Below are 15,949 nucleotides of genomic sequence, written 5' to 3' on the forward strand. Positions count from 1 at the left end.
ATCGCTTATCCGGATTTGATTTCCAGAGTAGTCACGCCATTGTTCAGCAACTCGTCCTCAGCCAGCGTCGCCAGACCACCGAAGATGCACAGCTCGCGCCAGAGCAGGCGCGGGCCGGACAGGGGCATGGGACTCTCGCTGAGCGGACTTGTATATACAATAGGATTCGACCCACCCGTCGTCAACCCCGTTCGTCAGCAAAGAATGACCCCTGCGTAACAACCGTCATATGCAGGCGCTAAGGCATCGCCACAGAAACCAGCGAGATAGACGCTGCATGCTGCGCCAGCCGCAAACCAACGACAGCGCTCGGTGCGCACAGGGCCATGCGAGTGCACGGCGCTAATGTATATACATAAAAATCTGCCAGCATCAGCGCTGGCGAGTGAAGGCATGGCTTTGTAGGGTGCGCCGTGCGCACCGCGGCAGCCTAGGGGACCTTGGTGCGCGCAGCGCCCCCTACAACAGCAGGCTTGCGCGCCTTCAGCACCGAGGGGGCACAAAAAAGCCCCGGCTGTTTAGGCCGGGGCTTTTTCGATACTGCGTGGTTCTTAGAACTGCGCGGCGTCCAACAGATACAGACTCTCGCTACCGGCTTTAACCGAAGCAGTCAGCGAGTGGATACGCGGCAGCAGGCGGGCGAAGAAGAAACGCGCGGTGCCCAGTTTGCTGACGTAGAACTCGTCCTGATCCTGCTTAGCCAACGCGGTGCGTGCCATCAGGGCCCACATATAGGCGTAGGCGGTGTAGCCGAATACCTGCAGGTACTCGACCGAGGCGGCGCCGACTTCGTTCGGGTTGGCCTTGGCGCGTTCCAGCAGGTCGCTGGTCATCAGCTCCAGGTTGGCGATGGCGCCTTTCAGCGGCTCGATAAATTCGGCCAGGCTGCTGTCGGCGGAATCGGTGAAGGCTTTGATCTCTTCGGCGAAGTGCTTGTAGAACGCCCCGCCGCTGCCGACCACTTTACGGCCGACCAGATCAAGCGCCTGGATGCCGTTGGTGCCTTCGTAGATCTGGGTGATGCGGCAGTCGCGGATCAGCTGCTCCTGGCCCCACTCACGGATATAACCGTGGCCGCCGAAGATCTGCTGGCCGTGGGTGGTGGTTTCCAGCGCCATATCGGTAAGGAAGGCCTTGGCCACCGGAGTCAACAGAGCAACCAGCTCTTCCGCGCGCTTGCGGGTAGCGGCGTCTTCGCTGTACTTGGCGGTGTCGAGTTGCATGGCCACGTAGCTGGAGAAGGCACGGCCGCCCTCGTTCAGCGCTTTCATGGTCAGCAGCATGCGACGCACGTCCGGGTGCACGATGATCGGGTCAGCGGCTTTGTCTTTAGCCACCGGGCCGGTCGGCGCGCGGCTCTGGATACGGTCGCGGGCGTATTCCACGGCGTTCTGGTAGCTGCGCTCGCCCAGGGACAGGCCCTGGATACCCACGCCCAGACGCTCGTAGTTCATCATGGTGAACATGGCGGCGAGGCCCTTGTTCGGCGCATCGACGATCCAGCCGGTGGCACCGTCGAAGTTCATCACGCAGGTGGCCGAGGCCTTGATGCCCATCTTGTGTTCGATGGAGCCGCAGGACAGGCTGTTGTGCTCGCCCAGGGAACCGTCGGCATTGACCATAAACTTCGGCACCAGGAACAGCGAGATGCCTTTCGGGCCCGCTGGGGCGTCCGGCAGCTTGGCCAGTACCAGGTGAATGATGTTCTCGGTCAGGTCGTGCTCACCGCCGGTGATAAAGATCTTGGTGCCGGACACCTTGAAGCTGCCATCAGCCTGCGGCTCGGCCTTGGTGCGGATAATCCCTAAGTCGGTGCCGGCATGCGGCTCGGTCAGGCACATGGAGCCCGCCCAGACGCCGGAATACATGTTCGGCAGGTATTTCTCTTTCAGCTCTTCGCTGGCGTGGGCGTTGATCGACAGGCAGGCACCGGCGGTCAGCATCGGGTACAGCCCGAACGACAGGTTGGCCGAGTTGACCATTTCCTCGACCTGGGCCGAAATCGCCTTGGGCATGCCCATACCGCCAAATACCGGGTCACCACCAACGCCAACCCAACCGCCTTCGGCGTAGGTTTTGTAGGCATCCGGGAAGCCGGCTGGGGTTTTCACCGAGCCGTTGGCCCAGGAGCAGCCTTCTTCGTCGCCGCTGCGATTGAGCGGGGCGATCACGCCGCCGGTGACCTTGCCGGCTTCTTCGAGAATGGCCGCGGCAGTGTCTTCATCGACCACTTCAGCCAGGGCCGGCAACTGGGCCCACAGCTTGGAAACTTCAAACACTTCATTGAGCACGAAGCGCATATCGCGCAGGGGAGCTTTGTAGTCAGCCATGGGCAAATCCTCGGACGAGCAGCAGATGTAAAGCAGTAGGTGTAAAGATGTGCACGGAGTCTAACCGAACAACTTTTTAGACACATAGCGTCGCGTAGTGACCAACTGGTCGCCATTCGTTTGTTAGGCTAACGAGCACCTTAATAACGGCAAAACCCGCCGAGTGGCGGGCTTTGCCTGGGTTACAACCGTCGGTCAGAGGGCGAAATGTTCCGCCGGCAAACGCATCAGGCATTCGCTGCCCGCCTCGGCACCGGCCAGGTGGGTGGCGGTACGCGGCAACAGGCGCTTGAAGTAGAACTCGCAGGTCGCCAGCTTGGCCTGGTAGAACGCTGCATCACCCGCGCCCGCCGCCAATTTTTGCTCGGCCACCAGGGCCATGCGCAGCCAGAAGTACGCCAGGGTGACGTAGCCGGAGTACATCAGGTAATCCACCGACGCCGCGCCGACTTCGTCCGGATTCTTCATCGCCGCCATGCCGATCTTCTGGGTCAGCACGCCCCACTGCTGGTTGAGCGTCGCCAGTTGAGCGACATAACCCTTGAGCTGCGGGTGCTCGGCCTGGGCCTCGCAGAACTTGTGGACGATCTTGGTAAAGCCGCGCAGCAGCTTGCCCTGGCTGCCGAGCACCTTGCGCCCGAGCAGGTCGAGGGCCTGGATGCCGTTGGTACCTTCATAGATAGGCGCAATGCGGCAGTCGCGCACCAGCTGCTCCATGCCCCACTCGCGGATAAAGCCATGGCCGCCGAATACCTGCATGCCGTGGTTGGTTACCTCCAGGCCGGTCTCGGTCATAAACGCCTTGCAGATCGGCGTGAGGAAGGCCAACAGGTTCTCTGCTTCTTCACGCTGCTCGGCGCTATCACCACGGTGCGCCTGATCGATCAGCTGCGCGGTGAAATAGGCCAGGGCGCGGTTGCCTTCGTTGAAGGCTTTCATGGTCAGCAGCATGCGCCGCACATCGGGATGCACGATGATCGGGTCGGCGGCTTTATCCGGCGCTTTCGGCCCGGTCAGCGCACGCATCTGCAGGCGTTCGCTGGCGTATTTGATCGCGCCCTGGAAACTGGTCTCGCCCAAACACAGGCCCTGCATGCCAGTGCCCAGGCGCGCGTGGTTCATCATGGTGAACATGCAGTTAAGGCCCTTGTTGGCCTCGCCGATCAGGTAGCCAGTGGCGCTGTCGAAGTTCATCACGCAGGTGGCCGAAGCCTTGATACCCATCTTGTGTTCGATCGAGCCGCAGCTGACGCCGTTGCGCGCGCCGGCCTGACCGTCAGCGTTGGGCAGGAATTTGGGCACGATAAACAGCGAGATGCCCTTGGTACCAGCCGGCGCGTCGGGCAGCTTGGCCAGCACCAAATGCACGATGTTCTCGCTCATATCGTGCTCGCCGGCGGAGATAAAGATCTTGCTGCCGCTGACCGCATAGCTGCCGTCTGCCTGGGGCACGGCGCGGGTCTTGATCAGTCCCAGGTCGGTGCCGCAGTGGGCTTCGGTCAGGCACATGGTGCCGGTCCAGCTGCCTTCTGTGAGTTTGCTCAGGTAGGTCTGCTTCTGCGCTTGCGTGCCGTGGGCGTGGATCGCCGACATCGCGCCGTGGGTCAGGCCGGGGTACATGCCCCAGGAGGTGTTGCTGGCACCGACCATTTCGCCGATCAACAGACCGAGGGAATGCGGCAGGCCTTGGCCGCCGTAGGCCGGGTCCGCCGCCAGGCCATTCCAGCCGCCTTCGACGTACTGGGCAAAGGCTTCCTTGAAGCCCTTGGGTGTGGTCACCACGCCGTCGTTGATCTGACATTCCTCTTCATCGCCGGAGCGATTCAGCGGTGCCAGCACCTGCTCACAGAATTTCGCACCCTCGGCAAGGATCGCGCTGACCATATCCGGGGTGGCGTCGCTGGCACCCATCGCGGCGTAGCCGGCATGAAAGTCGAAGACCTCGTCGATCAGAAAGTGCATATCGCGCAGGGGGGCTTTGTACTCGGGCATGCTGGCTTCTCCGTCAGCTAGAGCGTGGATTAGCTCTTTAAGCTACGGCTGATGCGGCGCTCCAACAATCACAGTGCAGATGCTGAATACACTGCCATTAGCCGGCAGCCTCAGTTGCGCGAGGCTTCCAGCTTGACCGCCCCGCGCCGCTGCCCATAACTGCGCACGCAGTTACGCCCGGCACTCTTGGCGTTATACAGCGCTTGGTCGGCGGCCTTGAGCACCTCTTCCGGGCTGCGCTGCTCCAGCCCGCGCTCGGCCACGCCCATGCTGACGGTCACCGACACTTGATTGGCCGAACTGCCGGCCCGCCGCGCCCTGCCCTGTTTATCGTCCTGCGGGCGCTGCTGTTTATCACGCAGCTGGATGCGATAGGTCTCGATGGCCTGGCGTATCACCTCAAGGTGCGGCAGGCACTCGTCGAGGGTCTTGCCGGGGAACACCAGGGTGAATTCCTCGCCGCCATAGCGGTAGGCTTTGCCCCCGCCGCCGATCTTGCGCAGCTGAGCGGCGACCAGGCGCAGCACCTGATCACCGACATCGTGGCCGTGGGTGTCGTTGAATTTCTTGAAGTGATCGACATCGGCCATGGCGATCACATAACTGCGACCCAGACGCTGCAGGCGTTCATTCAAGGCGCGGCGACCCGGCAGGCCGGTGAGTTCGTCACGGAAGGCCATCTGATAGGCCTCATGCGCAACGGCGGCAACCAGGATCAGCATGATCTGACTGCTCATCACATTCAGCGCATTGGGCAGGATAAAAGTGTTCGGCAGCATCCACAGCAGGCCGCACAGCCCCAGCAGCTGCGCCGCATGCAGCGGCCGCGGCGCGCGCAGGTACTGCACCACCAGCAGAATCACGCCAAGGACAAATACCGGATAGGCCAGCTGGATCAGTGCCAGCCACTCGACCTGCAGCGCCGGCCAACGCACCAACGACAACCAGTGCAGCAAGGCTTCGGGAAAGCGCTGCGCCAGGCCCACCGCCACCGCACTGACCGCAAGCAAAACTGCGGCCCGGGCGATCAGGTCCTGCAGCAGATGGGTGCGTTCCTGCCAGGCGGCATACAGGCTGTAGAGCAGCGGCAGCAGCAGGCTGCCGAGGTGGAAGGTCAGCGCCGCGTCACTGCGCACCTGCCCCGTGGCGCGGAAATGATCGACCTGGGTATCGAGCAGAAAGTAGCCGAGGTACAGCGTCAGCAGCAGAAACACCTCGCGCTGACGGCCATAGACCAGGCAGAACGCCCCACCGAGCAATAGCAGCAGGGTGGGCAGCACATTGAACAGCGAGGTGAAGAACTCGTTCAGCACCGCCAGCCGCGCCAACAGCAAGCCGCTGATTAGAAGCAGCAACGAAGGCAGGAAATGGCTGAAGCGTGCAGGGGCATGGCGCGACAAGACGGGCTCCGGGAGCACAGCGACGTTGAATGCAAACGAGCATTCTGCCCGCCATTTGCTTCTTGCACATGCACATGGCTCGCAAATCTGCGATTTTTTGGGCGGTGTCCGTTACATGTACATGCTGCGGTACCTTGTAGCCCGGATGCAATCCGGGAAAGGATGCGCATGCACCACCGCTCCCGGATTGCGCTTAGGCTTATTCGGGCTACGGGCTTTGCTCGTCTGCTGACGGCATCTGGGGCAGCGAATCCATCGGTGAGCGCGGCATGCAAGCCTCAATGAAAAAACCGCTGCTTTTAAGGGCAGCGGTTTTTTGTGCAGCGATAACGCCGGGAAACTTAGTAACCCAGGGCGAAATCTTCTTCGTTCATGTCCATCAGATTGCCAGCGCCGGAGAGCATGGCTTCCACATGGCCACGGGTGCGCGGCAGGATGCGAGCGAAGTAGAAGTTGGCAGTCTGCAGCTTGGCTTTGTAGAAAGCCGCGTCTTCAGCGCCAGCAGCGATCTTCTCGGCAGCCAGGCGAGCCATGTCAGCCCAGAAGTAAGCCAGGCAGACGTAACCGGAGTACATCAGGTAATCCACCGAAGCGGCACCGACTTCTTCACGATCTTTCATGGCGGCCATGCCCACTTTCATGGTGATGTCGCCCCACTCCTTGTTCAGCTTGGCCAGCGGTGCAACCAGCGCTTTGACAGCGTCGTTGCCTTCGTTGGCCTGGCAGAACTTGTGCACGATCTTGGTGAAGCCTTTCAGCGCTTCGCCTTGAGTCTGCAGCACTTTACGGCCCAGCAGGTCGAGTGCCTGGATACCGGTGGTGCCTTCGTACAGCATGGAAATACGGCTGTCGCGAACGTTCTGCTCCATGCCCCACTCGGCGATAAAGCCGTGGCCGCCATAGATCTGTACGCCGTGGTTGGCGGCTTCAAAGCCGACTTCGGTCATAAAGGCTTTGGCGATCGGAGTGAGGAAAGCCAGCAGTGCGTCGGCTTGCTTCTTCTCGGCTTCGTCCTGGCTGTACTTGACGATGTCGACCTGCTTGGCAGTGAAGTACACCATCGCACGGTTACCTTCAGCGAAGGCTTTCATGGTCAGCAGCATACGACGTACGTCCGGGTGGACGATGATCGGGTCAGCGGCTTTTTCCGGCGCTTTCGGGCCAGTCAGAGCACGCATCTGCAGACGCTCACGAGCGTACTTCAGGCCGCCCTGGAAACCGATTTCGGCGTGAGCCAGACCTTGCAGAGCAGTACCCAGACGAGCCGTGTTCATAAAGGTGAACATGCAGTTCAGGCCTTTGTTGGCTGGACCGATCAGGTAACCGGTGGCACCGTCAAAGTTCATCACGCAAGTGGCGTTACCGTGGATACCCATCTTGTGCTCAAGCGAGCCACAGGAAACGGCGTTACGCGCACCGATGCTGCCGTCAGCGTTGACCGAGAACTTCGGCACGATAAACAGCGAGATGCCTTTGGTGCCTTGCGGCGCGTCGGGCAGGCGGGCCAGCACGATGTGGACGATGTTACCGGCCATGTCGTGTTCACCAGCGGAGATAAAGATCTTGGTGCCGGAAACCTTGTACGAGCCATCAGCCTGCGGCTCGGCCTTGGTACGCAGCATGCCCAGGTCGGTACCGCAATGCGGTTCGGTCAGGCACATGGTGCCGGTCCACTCGCCGGATACCAGCTTGGTCAGGTAGGTGTGCTTCTGATCGTCGGTGCCGTGCTCGGAGATGGTGTTCATCGCACCGTGCGACAGGCCTGGGTACATGCCCCACGACCAGTTCGAGGTACCCACCATTTCGCTGATTGCCAGACCCAGGGACTCAGGCAGGCCTTGGCCGCCGTGGTCAACGTCGTGGGCCAGGCTCGGCCAGCCGCCTTCAACGAACTGCTGATAGGCCTCTTTGAAGCCGGTAGGGGTTTTCACGCCTTCCGGGGACCAGGTGCAACCTTCGGTGTCACCTACACGGTTCAGCGGCGACAGCACCTGCTCACAGAACTTGGCACCTTCCTCAAGGATGGCGCTGACCATGTCCGGAGTAGCGTCCTGGCAGCCAGGCAGGCTCTGATAATGCGCTTCGTAGCCGAGCAGTTCGTCGCGTACGAAACGGATATCGCGCAAGGGGGCCTTGTAATCAGGCATAGCGGTTAACCTCTGCGGTGGATTCTTAGAGTGTAGGTGACCGGATATTCGGTCGTTTTCGGGAGCAATCCCGGCGCTCGCATGCCCCTTGGCAACCGAGCGAATCAAACAAGCGTTTGAAACATACGTTTATGCCTATTTAATGTCAAGCACCCCGCCCTTCGATTATGCAAGCAGATCTATCGCCGGAGTCGTTTCGCCCAGGCCGCCCAGTTTCCGATACAGATCAAGACTAGGTGGCGCGGGTCGTTCCTGCCGGGACGATGCGGCGGATTCTTCCCGACCTGTCGCCTCCTCGTCCTGCTCTGCGCCCTCGGCACTGGACTCCCGGGCCTGCTGCGCTTCGGTGCGGCGCTGTTCGACCAAGTCGACACGGGCCTGAGTCATCTGCGCCTGGGCCTGGGAGGCTACGCGTAGGTCCTGGGCGGAAGGCTCCGCAGGAGCCAGGGCTGCGCGCAGAACGATTTCCATCTTGCGCAAGGTGGCTTCGGGATTGTTCGGCACCGCGCCCACATCGATGCTGACCTCACCACCCACCGCATAACGCTTGCCATCCGGACCACGGCTAAAGGTGTAGGTCGGCGCACCGGCGTAGCGTCCGCCCACGGCCGAATGGGCCTGCTCATGGGCACGCACTTCCTGATCACGGCTGACCAGTTCGGCGATTTCCAGTTGTTCGAGGCGCTGCTGCTGCGGGCTGGGTTCGCCTTCGCGGCTTTTGGCTTTGTCGGAATTGGCCGAGGAGTCACTAGGCTTATCGGCTTCTTCACGGGCAGAAGCCGATTGCTCATCGATCAGCGACTGAGCAGCGCTTACCTGCGTGGGAGCGGCGCGGCTGCTGTCAGTGGAAGTATCGGGAGGACCGGCGGACGCAGGGGGGCGGGCCGGCAGTAGGGCTGCTGGCGCGAAATAGGACGATGCGCCGCCAATCTGCATGTATCACTCCTCGCCCCAAGCACCGCCAATAGGATTGTCCTGGGCGGGTCGAAGCAAGTGGCTCAGGCGCTGGTATCGATCAGGGTGCCGAGCACTTCATCGGCCGTTTTCACCAGCTTGGCTCCGACGGCTGCCTCGTTCTGGCCCTGACGCAGCGCCACCAGGCTTTCCGCCAGGTCAGGACGCGACTGTTCTGCCGAGCTGGGCGCGGGATTAACCTGATTGGCCGGCGGTGTGGAGCTTGGCTGCAGCGGCGGCGTGACGGCATTGCTGGCAATATCGGCCGCAGCCTGATCGACCCGACGCTGGCCAGACTGAATGGTACTAATGCCCGAATTGAAGGCGTTACCCGAAATTTCCATGCCCAGACTCCTGCTGTCGCAACACACTGACGTTCTTCATTGAAGCAGATGCAGCTGGAAAAACGTACAAGCAAAAGGCTATGGCAGTGAGCCCGCTTATAGCGCGAGGTCCAGAATGCTCAGGTCCAGATAGCCGGAAACCGCGGCCGGCGTGGCCTGCTCCAGGCGCGGCACATAGCCGAGGCAGGGTGCCGGCAGGCGTTCAGCCAGGGTCGCCAGGTTATCGTGCAGCCGCGAGGTGTTTGGATCGACCAGATTGGCCACCCAGCCGGCCAGGGGCAGCCCATCACGGATAATGGCTTCGGCGGTGAGCAGCGCCTGATTGATGCAACCCAGACGAACGCCGACCACCAGAATCACCGGCAACTGCAGGGCTATCGCCAGGTCCGACAGCGCCGCCTGCCCGGCCAGGGGCACACGCCAACCGCCCGCGCCTTCGACCAGGGTGAGGTCCGCCTGCTTGTCCAGAATCGCCTGCACCGGCCCTTGCAGCGCCGCAATATCCAGCAACACACCCGCTTCGCGGGCGGCCAGGTGCGGGGCAATCGCCGGCTCGAATGCCAGCGGATTGACCTCTTCATAACGCAACGCCAGGGTGCATTCGCCCAGCAACGCCAAAGCGTCATCATTGCGCAGACCGTCCGCCGTCCGCACGCAGCCAGAAGCCACCGGCTTGGCCGCAGCCGTGGACAGGCCGGCCAGCCGCGCTGCATGCAACAGGCCGGCGGCGATGGTGGTTTTGCCGATTTCTGTATCAGTGCCGGTAACGAAAAATGCTTGGCTCATAACGATCTCTGACGGGGGTATTGGCGACGCTTTGGGGTAACTCAGGACAAGCCGCGCTTATATCAATTCTTACGCAGTACGCCGTAAACCACCTGATAGGTCGCCGGCAGGCCCTGCGGCTGGCGGAACTGTTCATAGGCATTGAGCAGCGCCAGCATGCGCGCTCGCCCGGTCAAACCGCCTGGCCGACCAGGGTTGAGGTTGTGTGCGCCGAGGGCTTTCAGTTCATGGGTCAGGCTGCGCAGATCCGGGTAGTACAGGGTTTCCGGGGTGGTCTGCAGGCTCAGGCGCGTCAGGCCGCTGCCGTCGCACAGGCGCTGATAATCCTCGAAGCGGCGGAAGCGATTGACGTGAACAAAGCCATCCACCGCCTGCCAGCTGTCGCGCAGCTCCTGCAGGGTGCCGACACACAGGCTGCTAAAGGCCAGCACACCGCCAGGCTTGAGCACGCGTTCGGCTTCGCTAAGCACGGCGGAAAAGTCTGCACACCACTGCAAGGCCAGACTGGAAAACAGCAGCTCGCAGGATGCATCGCGCAGCGGCAGGCGCTCGGCATCGCCGGCAATAAATTGCTGCGCCCCGCCCAGTGGCCGGGCGTGGCGCAACATGCCTTCGGCGATATCCAGGGCCACGCCCTGACTGGCCGGAAAACGTTCGCCCAAAGCGCGGCTGAAATAGCCGGTGCCGCAGCCCAGATCCAACCAACGCTCAGGAGTAATGGCAGCGGGCAAATGGGCCAGCAGCTGCTGGCCGACATTACGCTGCAAGGCGGCCACGCTGTCGTAGCTTTCCGCCGCGCGGGAGAACGATGCGGCGACCTGGCGTTTGTCCGGCAGGCCGCCGAGCTGGAAGGCTTCGCTCATCGGCGAGCCCGCCCTGCGCTCAGGGTGGCCTCTGCCACGGTGCGCACGGCGCACCCCACAACATCAGTCATCGCCAGCCTCGTGCAGAAAGGCCTGGATCGCCGCCGCCACTTCATGGGGGCGTTCCAGGGCGAAGGCGTGGCTGGCGTTATCAATTAAGCCAATTTCCACATCGGGCAACAGTTCGAGCAGCGCCGGCGCGGCCCCCGCAGGAACCAGAGCATCGGCACCTGCAAACAAATGCAGCTGCGGGCCGACAAAAGCCTGCAGCGCGACCCGGGTGTCCAGGGCAGCGAGCAGATCCAATCCGGCCAGCAGAGTGGCGGACTGCGGCAGCGGTGCCGCGCCGAGCAACTGCCGCGACAGGCCGCGGGCATCCGCTGCACCCTGGGCGCAGAGCAGGGCAAAACGCTTCAAAGTGGCGGACGCATCGGCGGCGCAGCCCTGGCGAAAGGCATTAAAGGTCTCGGCCGGCATAGCCGCAGACCAGTCTGGCTCGGCAACAAAGCGCAGGTTGCTGGCCAGGGTCAGCAGGCCGCTGCAACGCTCACCACGGCGTGCCGCCAGTTCAGCGGCGAGCATGCCACCGAGGGACCAACCGCCGAGCCAGGCGTCCTGGTCCAGGTTGGCGTCGAGTTCATCCAGCCAGTCGGCCGGGTCGCTGGAATCCAATAAAGGCAGCGGCTCGATCTGCACATGCAGACGTGGATCGAGGCCGCGCAAGGCATCAGCCAGTGGTTGCAATGGCGCAGTACCGAGGCCCCAACCGGGCAGCAGAATCAGTCGATCACGCATGGGCGGCATCCTCGACCGTCAGCAGCGGCCAGCACTCGGCCAGAGCTTCCAGCAGCAGTTCCAGCTGTTCCAGGCTATGGGCAGCCGACAGGGTTACCCGCAGGCGAGCACTACCGGCTGGCACGGTGGGCGGGCGAATTGCGGTGACCAGCAGGCCGCGTTCACGCAGCATCTGCGACAGCTGCATGGCGCGGCCGCTGTCGCCAATCAGAATCGGCTGGATCGGCGTGGCGCTGTCCATCAGCTCCAGACCGATGGCCTGGGCACCTTCGCGGAAGCGCTTGATCAGAACGTTCAGGTGCTCACGCCGCCAGTGTTCGCTGCGCAGCAGTTCCAGGCTTTTCAGGGTGGCGCAGGCCAGAGCCGGCGGCTGGCTGGTGGTGTAGATATAGGGGCGGGCGAATTGCACCAGGGTTTCGATCAACGCCTCACTGCCGGCGACAAACGCGCCTGCAGTGCCAAAGGCTTTGCCCAAAGTGCCGACCAGCACTTGCACATCGTCGATGCCCAGACCGAAGTGCTCGACGATGCCGCCACCGGTTGCGCCCAGCGGGCCGAAACCATGGGCATCATCGACCATTACCCAGGCATTGGTCCGGCGCGCTTCCGCGCACAGCGCCGGCAGGTCGGCCAGGTTGCCGTCCATGCTAAATACGCCGTCGGTGACCACCAGGGTATTGCCGCTGGCCTTGCTCAGGCGTGAGGTCAGACTGGCCGAATCGTTATGCAGATAACGGGAAAAACGCGCGCCGCTAAGCAAACCTGCATCCAGCAGGGAGGCGTGATTAAGGCGGTCTTCCAGCACCGTGTCATCACGACCGACCAGCGCGGTGACCGCGCCGAGGTTGGCCATATAGCCGGTGGAAAACAGCAGCGCGCGCGGTCGCCCGGTAAATTCGGCGAGGGCTTCCTCCAACTGGTGATGCGGGGTGCTGTGGCCGATCACCAGATGCGATGCGCCGCCGCCCACGCCCCATTGCTGCGCACCGGCGCGCCAGGCCTCGATCACCTGCGGGTGATTGGCCAGGCCCAGGTAGTCGTTGGAGCAGAAAGCCAGCAGCTGGCGGCCATCGACTGTAACCAGAGGACCCTGCGGTGATTCAAGCAAAGGGCGCTGGCGATAGAGGTTGGCGGCGCGGCGCTCGGCGAGGCGAGAGGACAGATCGAAGGGCATGCAAGCCTCGAAAAAAGCAGCGATGTAGGAGTGAGGGGGGATGCCTAGTTCCATGCCCGCGGAGGCTGTTCGCATTTCGCGGGCATGGCCCGCTCCTACCCGAAAACATCAAACATCGCAGGGCGGATGATTTACCCATCCACCCTGCGACGGGTCAGACCGCAGCGTTATAGAACAGCTTGGAGTCGCGCTGCTCGACCAGGGCCTGCTCGATGGCGGCCTGGTGCACTTCGTCGGCATGCTCCTGGCGCTCTTCCGGCTTGATGCCGAGGCGGGCGAACAGCTGCATATCCTTGCTGGCTTGCGGGTTGGCGGTGGTCAGCAGTTTTTCACCGTAGAAGATCGAGTTGGCACCGGCAAAAAACGCCAGGGCCTGCATCTGCTCGTTCATCGCCTCGCGGCCGGCGGACAGGCGCACGTGGGACTGCGGCATCATGATCCGCGCCACGGCGAGCATGCGGATAAAGTCGAACGGATCGACATCCTGCTCATCGGCCAGCGGCGTGCCCTGCACTTTCACCAGCATATTGATCGGCACCGACTCCGGATGCTCCGGCAAGTTGGCCAGCTGAATCAGCAGCCCTGCGCGGTCGTCCAGCGACTCGCCCATGCCAAGGATACCGCCGGAGCAGATCTTCATCCCCGAATCACGCACATAGGCCAGGGTTTCCAGGCGCTCGGCGTAGGTACGGGTGGTGATGATATTGCCGTAGAACTCCGGCGAGGTGTCCAGGTTGTGGTTGTAATAGTCCAGGCCGGCAGCGGCCAGGGCGGCGGTCTGCTCCTTGTCCAGCTTGCCCAGGGTCATGCAGGTTTCCAGGCCCAGGGCTTTGACGCCCTCAACCATCTTCAGCACGTAGGGCATGTCCTTGGCCGACGGGTGTTTCCACGCCGCGCCCATGCAGAAGCGGGTGGAGCCGATGGCCTTGGCCTCGGCGGCTGCCTCCAGCACCTTCTGCACTTCCATCAGCTTTTGCTTGTCCAGGCCGGTGTTGTAGTGGCCGGACTGCGGGCAGTACTTGCAGTCTTCCGGGCAGGCACCGGTCTTGATCGACAGCAGAGTCGAGACCTGCACGCGGTTGGCATCGAAATGCGCGCGGTGCACGGTTTGCGCCTGGAACAACAGGTCGTTGAACGGTTGCTCGAAGAGCGCCTTGACCTCACTGAGGGTCCAGTCGTGACGCAGGTTGGCGGCGGTGGTGGCGCTCATCGGTAATTCCTTATTGTTGGCTGCGCCCTGCTAGATTCAGCAGACGCACACGGATGTTCGGCATAGTTATGGAAGGTTTATGCGCTGTCAACCCAGCAAGCTCAACCAGGTTTACAACTGGTTAAAAAACAAACAACAGTGCCTACTCTGCGACGAACGCGCAGACGGCGCGCTGGCCATCTGCACCAGTTGTGAGGCCGAGCTGCCCTGGCTCGGCGGGCATTGCCAGGTCTGCGCCTTGCCGTTGCCCAGCCACGGCCTGGTATGCGGTGCCTGCCTGAAGAAGCCGCCCAGCTTTAGCAAGGTCGAAGTGCCCTGGCGCTACGCCTTCCCCATCGACAGCCTAATAACCCGGTTCAAGCACCAGGCCAGGTGGCCATTGGGACGTCTGCTCGGCGAGCTTTTGTCACAGCATTTACTGCACGCCTTCGATGAGGGCCTGCCGCGCCCCGATCTATTGCTGCCCGTGCCCCTGGCCGGCCGCAGGCAACGCCAGCGCGGCTTTAACCAGGCGGCGATGCTCGGCCAATGGCTGAGCATCGCCCTGCAACTGCCCAGGCAGGACGCCTGGCTGCTGCGGGTGCTCGATACCCCAGCGCAGCAGCAACTGGATGCCGCCACGCGCAAACGCAACCTGCGCAAGGCTTTTGCTTTGGCACCGGACAGCGCAGTCAGCGGCCTACATATAGCCCTGGTCGATGATGTGCTCACCACTGGCGCAACGGCCGAGAGCCTGGCGCGTCTATTAAACAAAGCCGGAGCGACGCGGGTCGATGTGTACTGCCTGGCGCGCACGCCAAAACCGGGGGATTAGCCAGCCGCTGTAGTCCGAATAAGCCTTGGCGCAATCCGGGAGTGCTATCCGGATTGCGCTGCGCTTATCCGGCTACTGTGCTTTATCGCGCCCATGGGCCACACGCCCGACGCCGGATAAGCGCTACACTCTGCGGCCAATTGTTCCGGAGTCGCCCATGTCCCATCCATTTGCCGCACTCACACCCGACCTGGTGCTGGATGCCGTGGAGAGCATCGGCTACCTCAGCGACGCCCGCGTGCTGGCCCTCAACAGTTACGAGAACCGCGTCTATCAGGTGGGCATCGAGGATGAGACGCCGCTGATCGCCAAGTTCTATCGCCCGGATCGCTGGTCTGACGCGGCGATTCGCGAGGAGCATAGCTTCACCTTCGAACTGGCCGAGTGCGAAGTGCCAGTGGTCGCGCCCCTGGTGCGCGATGGCGAAACCCTGTTTGAACACGCCGGCTTTCGCTTCGCCCTGTTCCCCCGCCGTGGCGGCCGCGCGCCGGAGCCGGGCAACCTCGACCAACTGTATCGCCTCGGCCAACTGCTCGGCCGCCTGCATGCCGTCGGCTCGCTGCGCCCTTTCGCCCATCGCGAAGCCTTGCAGGTCAGTAACTTCGGCCACGAATCCCTGGCCACCCTGCTCGATGGCAACTTTATTCCGCGCAGCCTGTTGCCGGCCTACGAGTCGGTGGCCCGCGACCTGCTCAAACGCGTGGATGCGTTGTTCACCGCCAACCCGGTAAAAGCCATCCGCCTACATGGCGACTGCCACCCCGGCAACCTGCTATGCCGCGACGACACCTTCCATATGGTCGACCTCGATGACTGCCGTATGGGCCCCGCTGTGCAGGATTTGTGGATGATGCTGGCCGGCGAGCGCCACGAGCGCCTCGGCCAACTGTCCGAGCTGATGGACGGCTACCAGGAGTTCCACGACTTCAACCCACGCGAACTGCCGCTGATCGAAGGCCTGCGTAGCCTGCGCCTGATGCACTACAGCGCCTGGCTGGCACGGCGCTGGGACGACCCGGCGTTCCCCATCAGCTTTCCCTGGTTCGGCAGCGAGCGTTACTGGGGCGAACAGATCCTGATCCTGCGCGAGCAGTTGTCGGCTCTGGATGAAGAGCCGCTACGCCTGTTTTGACGCACCCT

14 protein-coding genes are annotated in these 15,949 nt (G+C 62.5%); 2 read left to right on the forward strand and 12 right to left on the reverse strand.

Annotated elements, in window-relative coordinates; genetic code table 11:
* Positions 1 to 5: 5 nt before the first annotated feature.
* From VMP31_RS01830 to bioB, 12 genes are all read right to left on the reverse strand, one after another.
* Complete coding sequence (locus VMP31_RS01830; RefSeq protein WP_325503476.1) at positions 6 to 128, reverse strand: hypothetical protein; 123 nt, start codon at positions 126 to 128, stop codon at positions 6 to 8.
* Positions 129 to 551: 423 nt separating this feature from the next.
* A complete protein-coding gene (locus VMP31_RS01835; protein WP_325503478.1) occupies positions 552 to 2,330 on the reverse strand; it encodes an acyl-CoA dehydrogenase C-terminal domain-containing protein in 1,779 nt (592 codons plus the stop codon).
* Between the two features lie 195 nt (positions 2,331 to 2,525).
* Positions 2,526 to 4,322 (reverse strand): acyl-CoA dehydrogenase C-terminal domain-containing protein, encoded by a 1,797-nt coding sequence (locus VMP31_RS01840; protein WP_325503480.1) that lies wholly within the window; start codon positions 4,320 to 4,322, stop codon positions 2,526 to 2,528.
* A gap of 110 nt (positions 4,323 to 4,432) precedes the next feature.
* Positions 4,433 to 5,722, reverse strand: coding sequence for a GGDEF domain-containing protein (locus VMP31_RS01845; RefSeq protein ID WP_325503482.1), 1,290 nt, complete (start codon positions 5,720 to 5,722; stop codon positions 4,433 to 4,435).
* 341 nt (positions 5,723 to 6,063) lie between these two features.
* Positions 6,064 to 7,869: a phenylacyl-CoA dehydrogenase gene (locus VMP31_RS01850; protein ID WP_325503484.1), complete on the reverse strand. Its 1,806-nt coding sequence runs from the start codon at positions 7,867 to 7,869 to the stop codon at positions 6,064 to 6,066.
* A gap of 165 nt (positions 7,870 to 8,034) precedes the next feature.
* On the reverse strand, positions 8,035 to 8,805 hold the full coding sequence (locus tag VMP31_RS01855) for a putative metalloprotease CJM1_0395 family protein (RefSeq protein WP_325503486.1): 771 nt from the start codon (positions 8,803 to 8,805) through the stop codon (positions 8,035 to 8,037).
* A 62-nt stretch (positions 8,806 to 8,867) separates the two neighbouring features.
* A complete protein-coding gene (locus VMP31_RS01860; protein WP_325503488.1) occupies positions 8,868 to 9,167 on the reverse strand; it encodes a hypothetical protein in 300 nt (99 codons plus the stop codon).
* A gap of 96 nt (positions 9,168 to 9,263) precedes the next feature.
* Entirely contained in the window at positions 9,264 to 9,953 is a 690-nt protein-coding gene (gene bioD / locus VMP31_RS01865; RefSeq protein ID WP_325503490.1) for a dethiobiotin synthase, read from the reverse strand.
* Between the two features lie 62 nt (positions 9,954 to 10,015).
* A complete protein-coding gene (bioC, locus tag VMP31_RS01870) occupies positions 10,016 to 10,816 on the reverse strand; it encodes a malonyl-ACP O-methyltransferase BioC (RefSeq protein ID WP_325503492.1) in 801 nt (266 codons plus the stop codon).
* A gap of 63 nt (positions 10,817 to 10,879) precedes the next feature.
* Entirely contained in the window at positions 10,880 to 11,611 is a 732-nt protein-coding gene (locus tag VMP31_RS01875; RefSeq protein ID WP_325503494.1) for an alpha/beta fold hydrolase, read from the reverse strand.
* Positions 11,604 to 12,785: an 8-amino-7-oxononanoate synthase gene (gene bioF / locus VMP31_RS01880; RefSeq protein WP_325503496.1), complete on the reverse strand. Its 1,182-nt coding sequence runs from the start codon at positions 12,783 to 12,785 to the stop codon at positions 11,604 to 11,606. The genes VMP31_RS01875 and bioF overlap by 8 nt, the downstream gene beginning before the upstream one ends.
* 154 nt (positions 12,786 to 12,939) lie before the next feature.
* Complete coding sequence (gene bioB / locus VMP31_RS01885; RefSeq protein WP_325503498.1) at positions 12,940 to 13,995, reverse strand: biotin synthase BioB; 1,056 nt, start codon at positions 13,993 to 13,995, stop codon at positions 12,940 to 12,942.
* A 79-nt stretch (positions 13,996 to 14,074) separates the two neighbouring features.
* On the opposite strand from bioB, the gene VMP31_RS01890 reads away from it, so the two are divergent.
* On the forward strand, positions 14,075 to 14,809 hold the full coding sequence (locus tag VMP31_RS01890) for a ComF family protein (protein WP_325503500.1): 735 nt from the start codon (positions 14,075 to 14,077) through the stop codon (positions 14,807 to 14,809).
* Between the two features lie 157 nt (positions 14,810 to 14,966).
* Positions 14,967 to 15,941, forward strand: a complete 975-nt coding sequence (locus VMP31_RS01895; protein WP_325503502.1) for a serine/threonine protein kinase — start codon at positions 14,967 to 14,969, stop codon at positions 15,939 to 15,941.
* Positions 15,942 to 15,949 lie beyond the last annotated feature (8 nt).

Origin of the sequence: Pseudomonas sp. (genome assembly GCF_035512415.1) — a bacterium.
Lineage (GTDB): Bacteria > Pseudomonadota > Gammaproteobacteria > Pseudomonadales > Pseudomonadaceae > Aquipseudomonas.

Bases quoted from the DNA above. Each gene is read 5' to 3' on its own strand.
- bioB (WP_325503498.1), bottom strand. From the start codon at position 13,995: ATGAGCGCCACCACCGCCGCCAACCTGCGTCACGACTGGACCCTCAGT.
- VMP31_RS01850 (WP_325503484.1), bottom strand. From the start codon at position 7,869: ATGCCTGATTACAAGGCCCCCTTGCGCGATATCCGTTTCGTACGCGAC.
- VMP31_RS01835 (WP_325503478.1), bottom strand. From the start codon at position 2,330: ATGGCTGACTACAAAGCTCCCCTGCGCGATATGCGCTTCGTGCTCAAT.
- VMP31_RS01860 (WP_325503488.1), bottom strand. From the start codon at position 9,167: ATGGAAATTTCGGGTAACGCCTTCAATTCGGGCATTAGTACCATTCAG.
- VMP31_RS01895 (WP_325503502.1), top strand. From the start codon at position 14,967: ATGTCCCATCCATTTGCCGCACTCACACCCGACCTGGTGCTGGATGCC.
- VMP31_RS01830 (WP_325503476.1), bottom strand. From the start codon at position 128: ATGCCCCTGTCCGGCCCGCGCCTGCTCTGGCGCGAGCTGTGCATCTTC.
- VMP31_RS01890 (WP_325503500.1), top strand. From the start codon at position 14,075: ATGCGCTGTCAACCCAGCAAGCTCAACCAGGTTTACAACTGGTTAAAA.
- VMP31_RS01840 (WP_325503480.1), bottom strand. From the start codon at position 4,322: ATGCCCGAGTACAAAGCCCCCCTGCGCGATATGCACTTTCTGATCGAC.
- bioF (WP_325503496.1), bottom strand. From the start codon at position 12,785: ATGCCCTTCGATCTGTCCTCTCGCCTCGCCGAGCGCCGCGCCGCCAAC.
- VMP31_RS01855 (WP_325503486.1), bottom strand. From the start codon at position 8,805: ATGCAGATTGGCGGCGCATCGTCCTATTTCGCGCCAGCAGCCCTACTG.
- bioD (WP_325503490.1), bottom strand. From the start codon at position 9,953: ATGAGCCAAGCATTTTTCGTTACCGGCACTGATACAGAAATCGGCAAA.
- bioC (WP_325503492.1), bottom strand. From the start codon at position 10,816: ATGAGCGAAGCCTTCCAGCTCGGCGGCCTGCCGGACAAACGCCAGGTC.
- VMP31_RS01875 (WP_325503494.1), bottom strand. From the start codon at position 11,611: ATGCGTGATCGACTGATTCTGCTGCCCGGTTGGGGCCTCGGTACTGCG.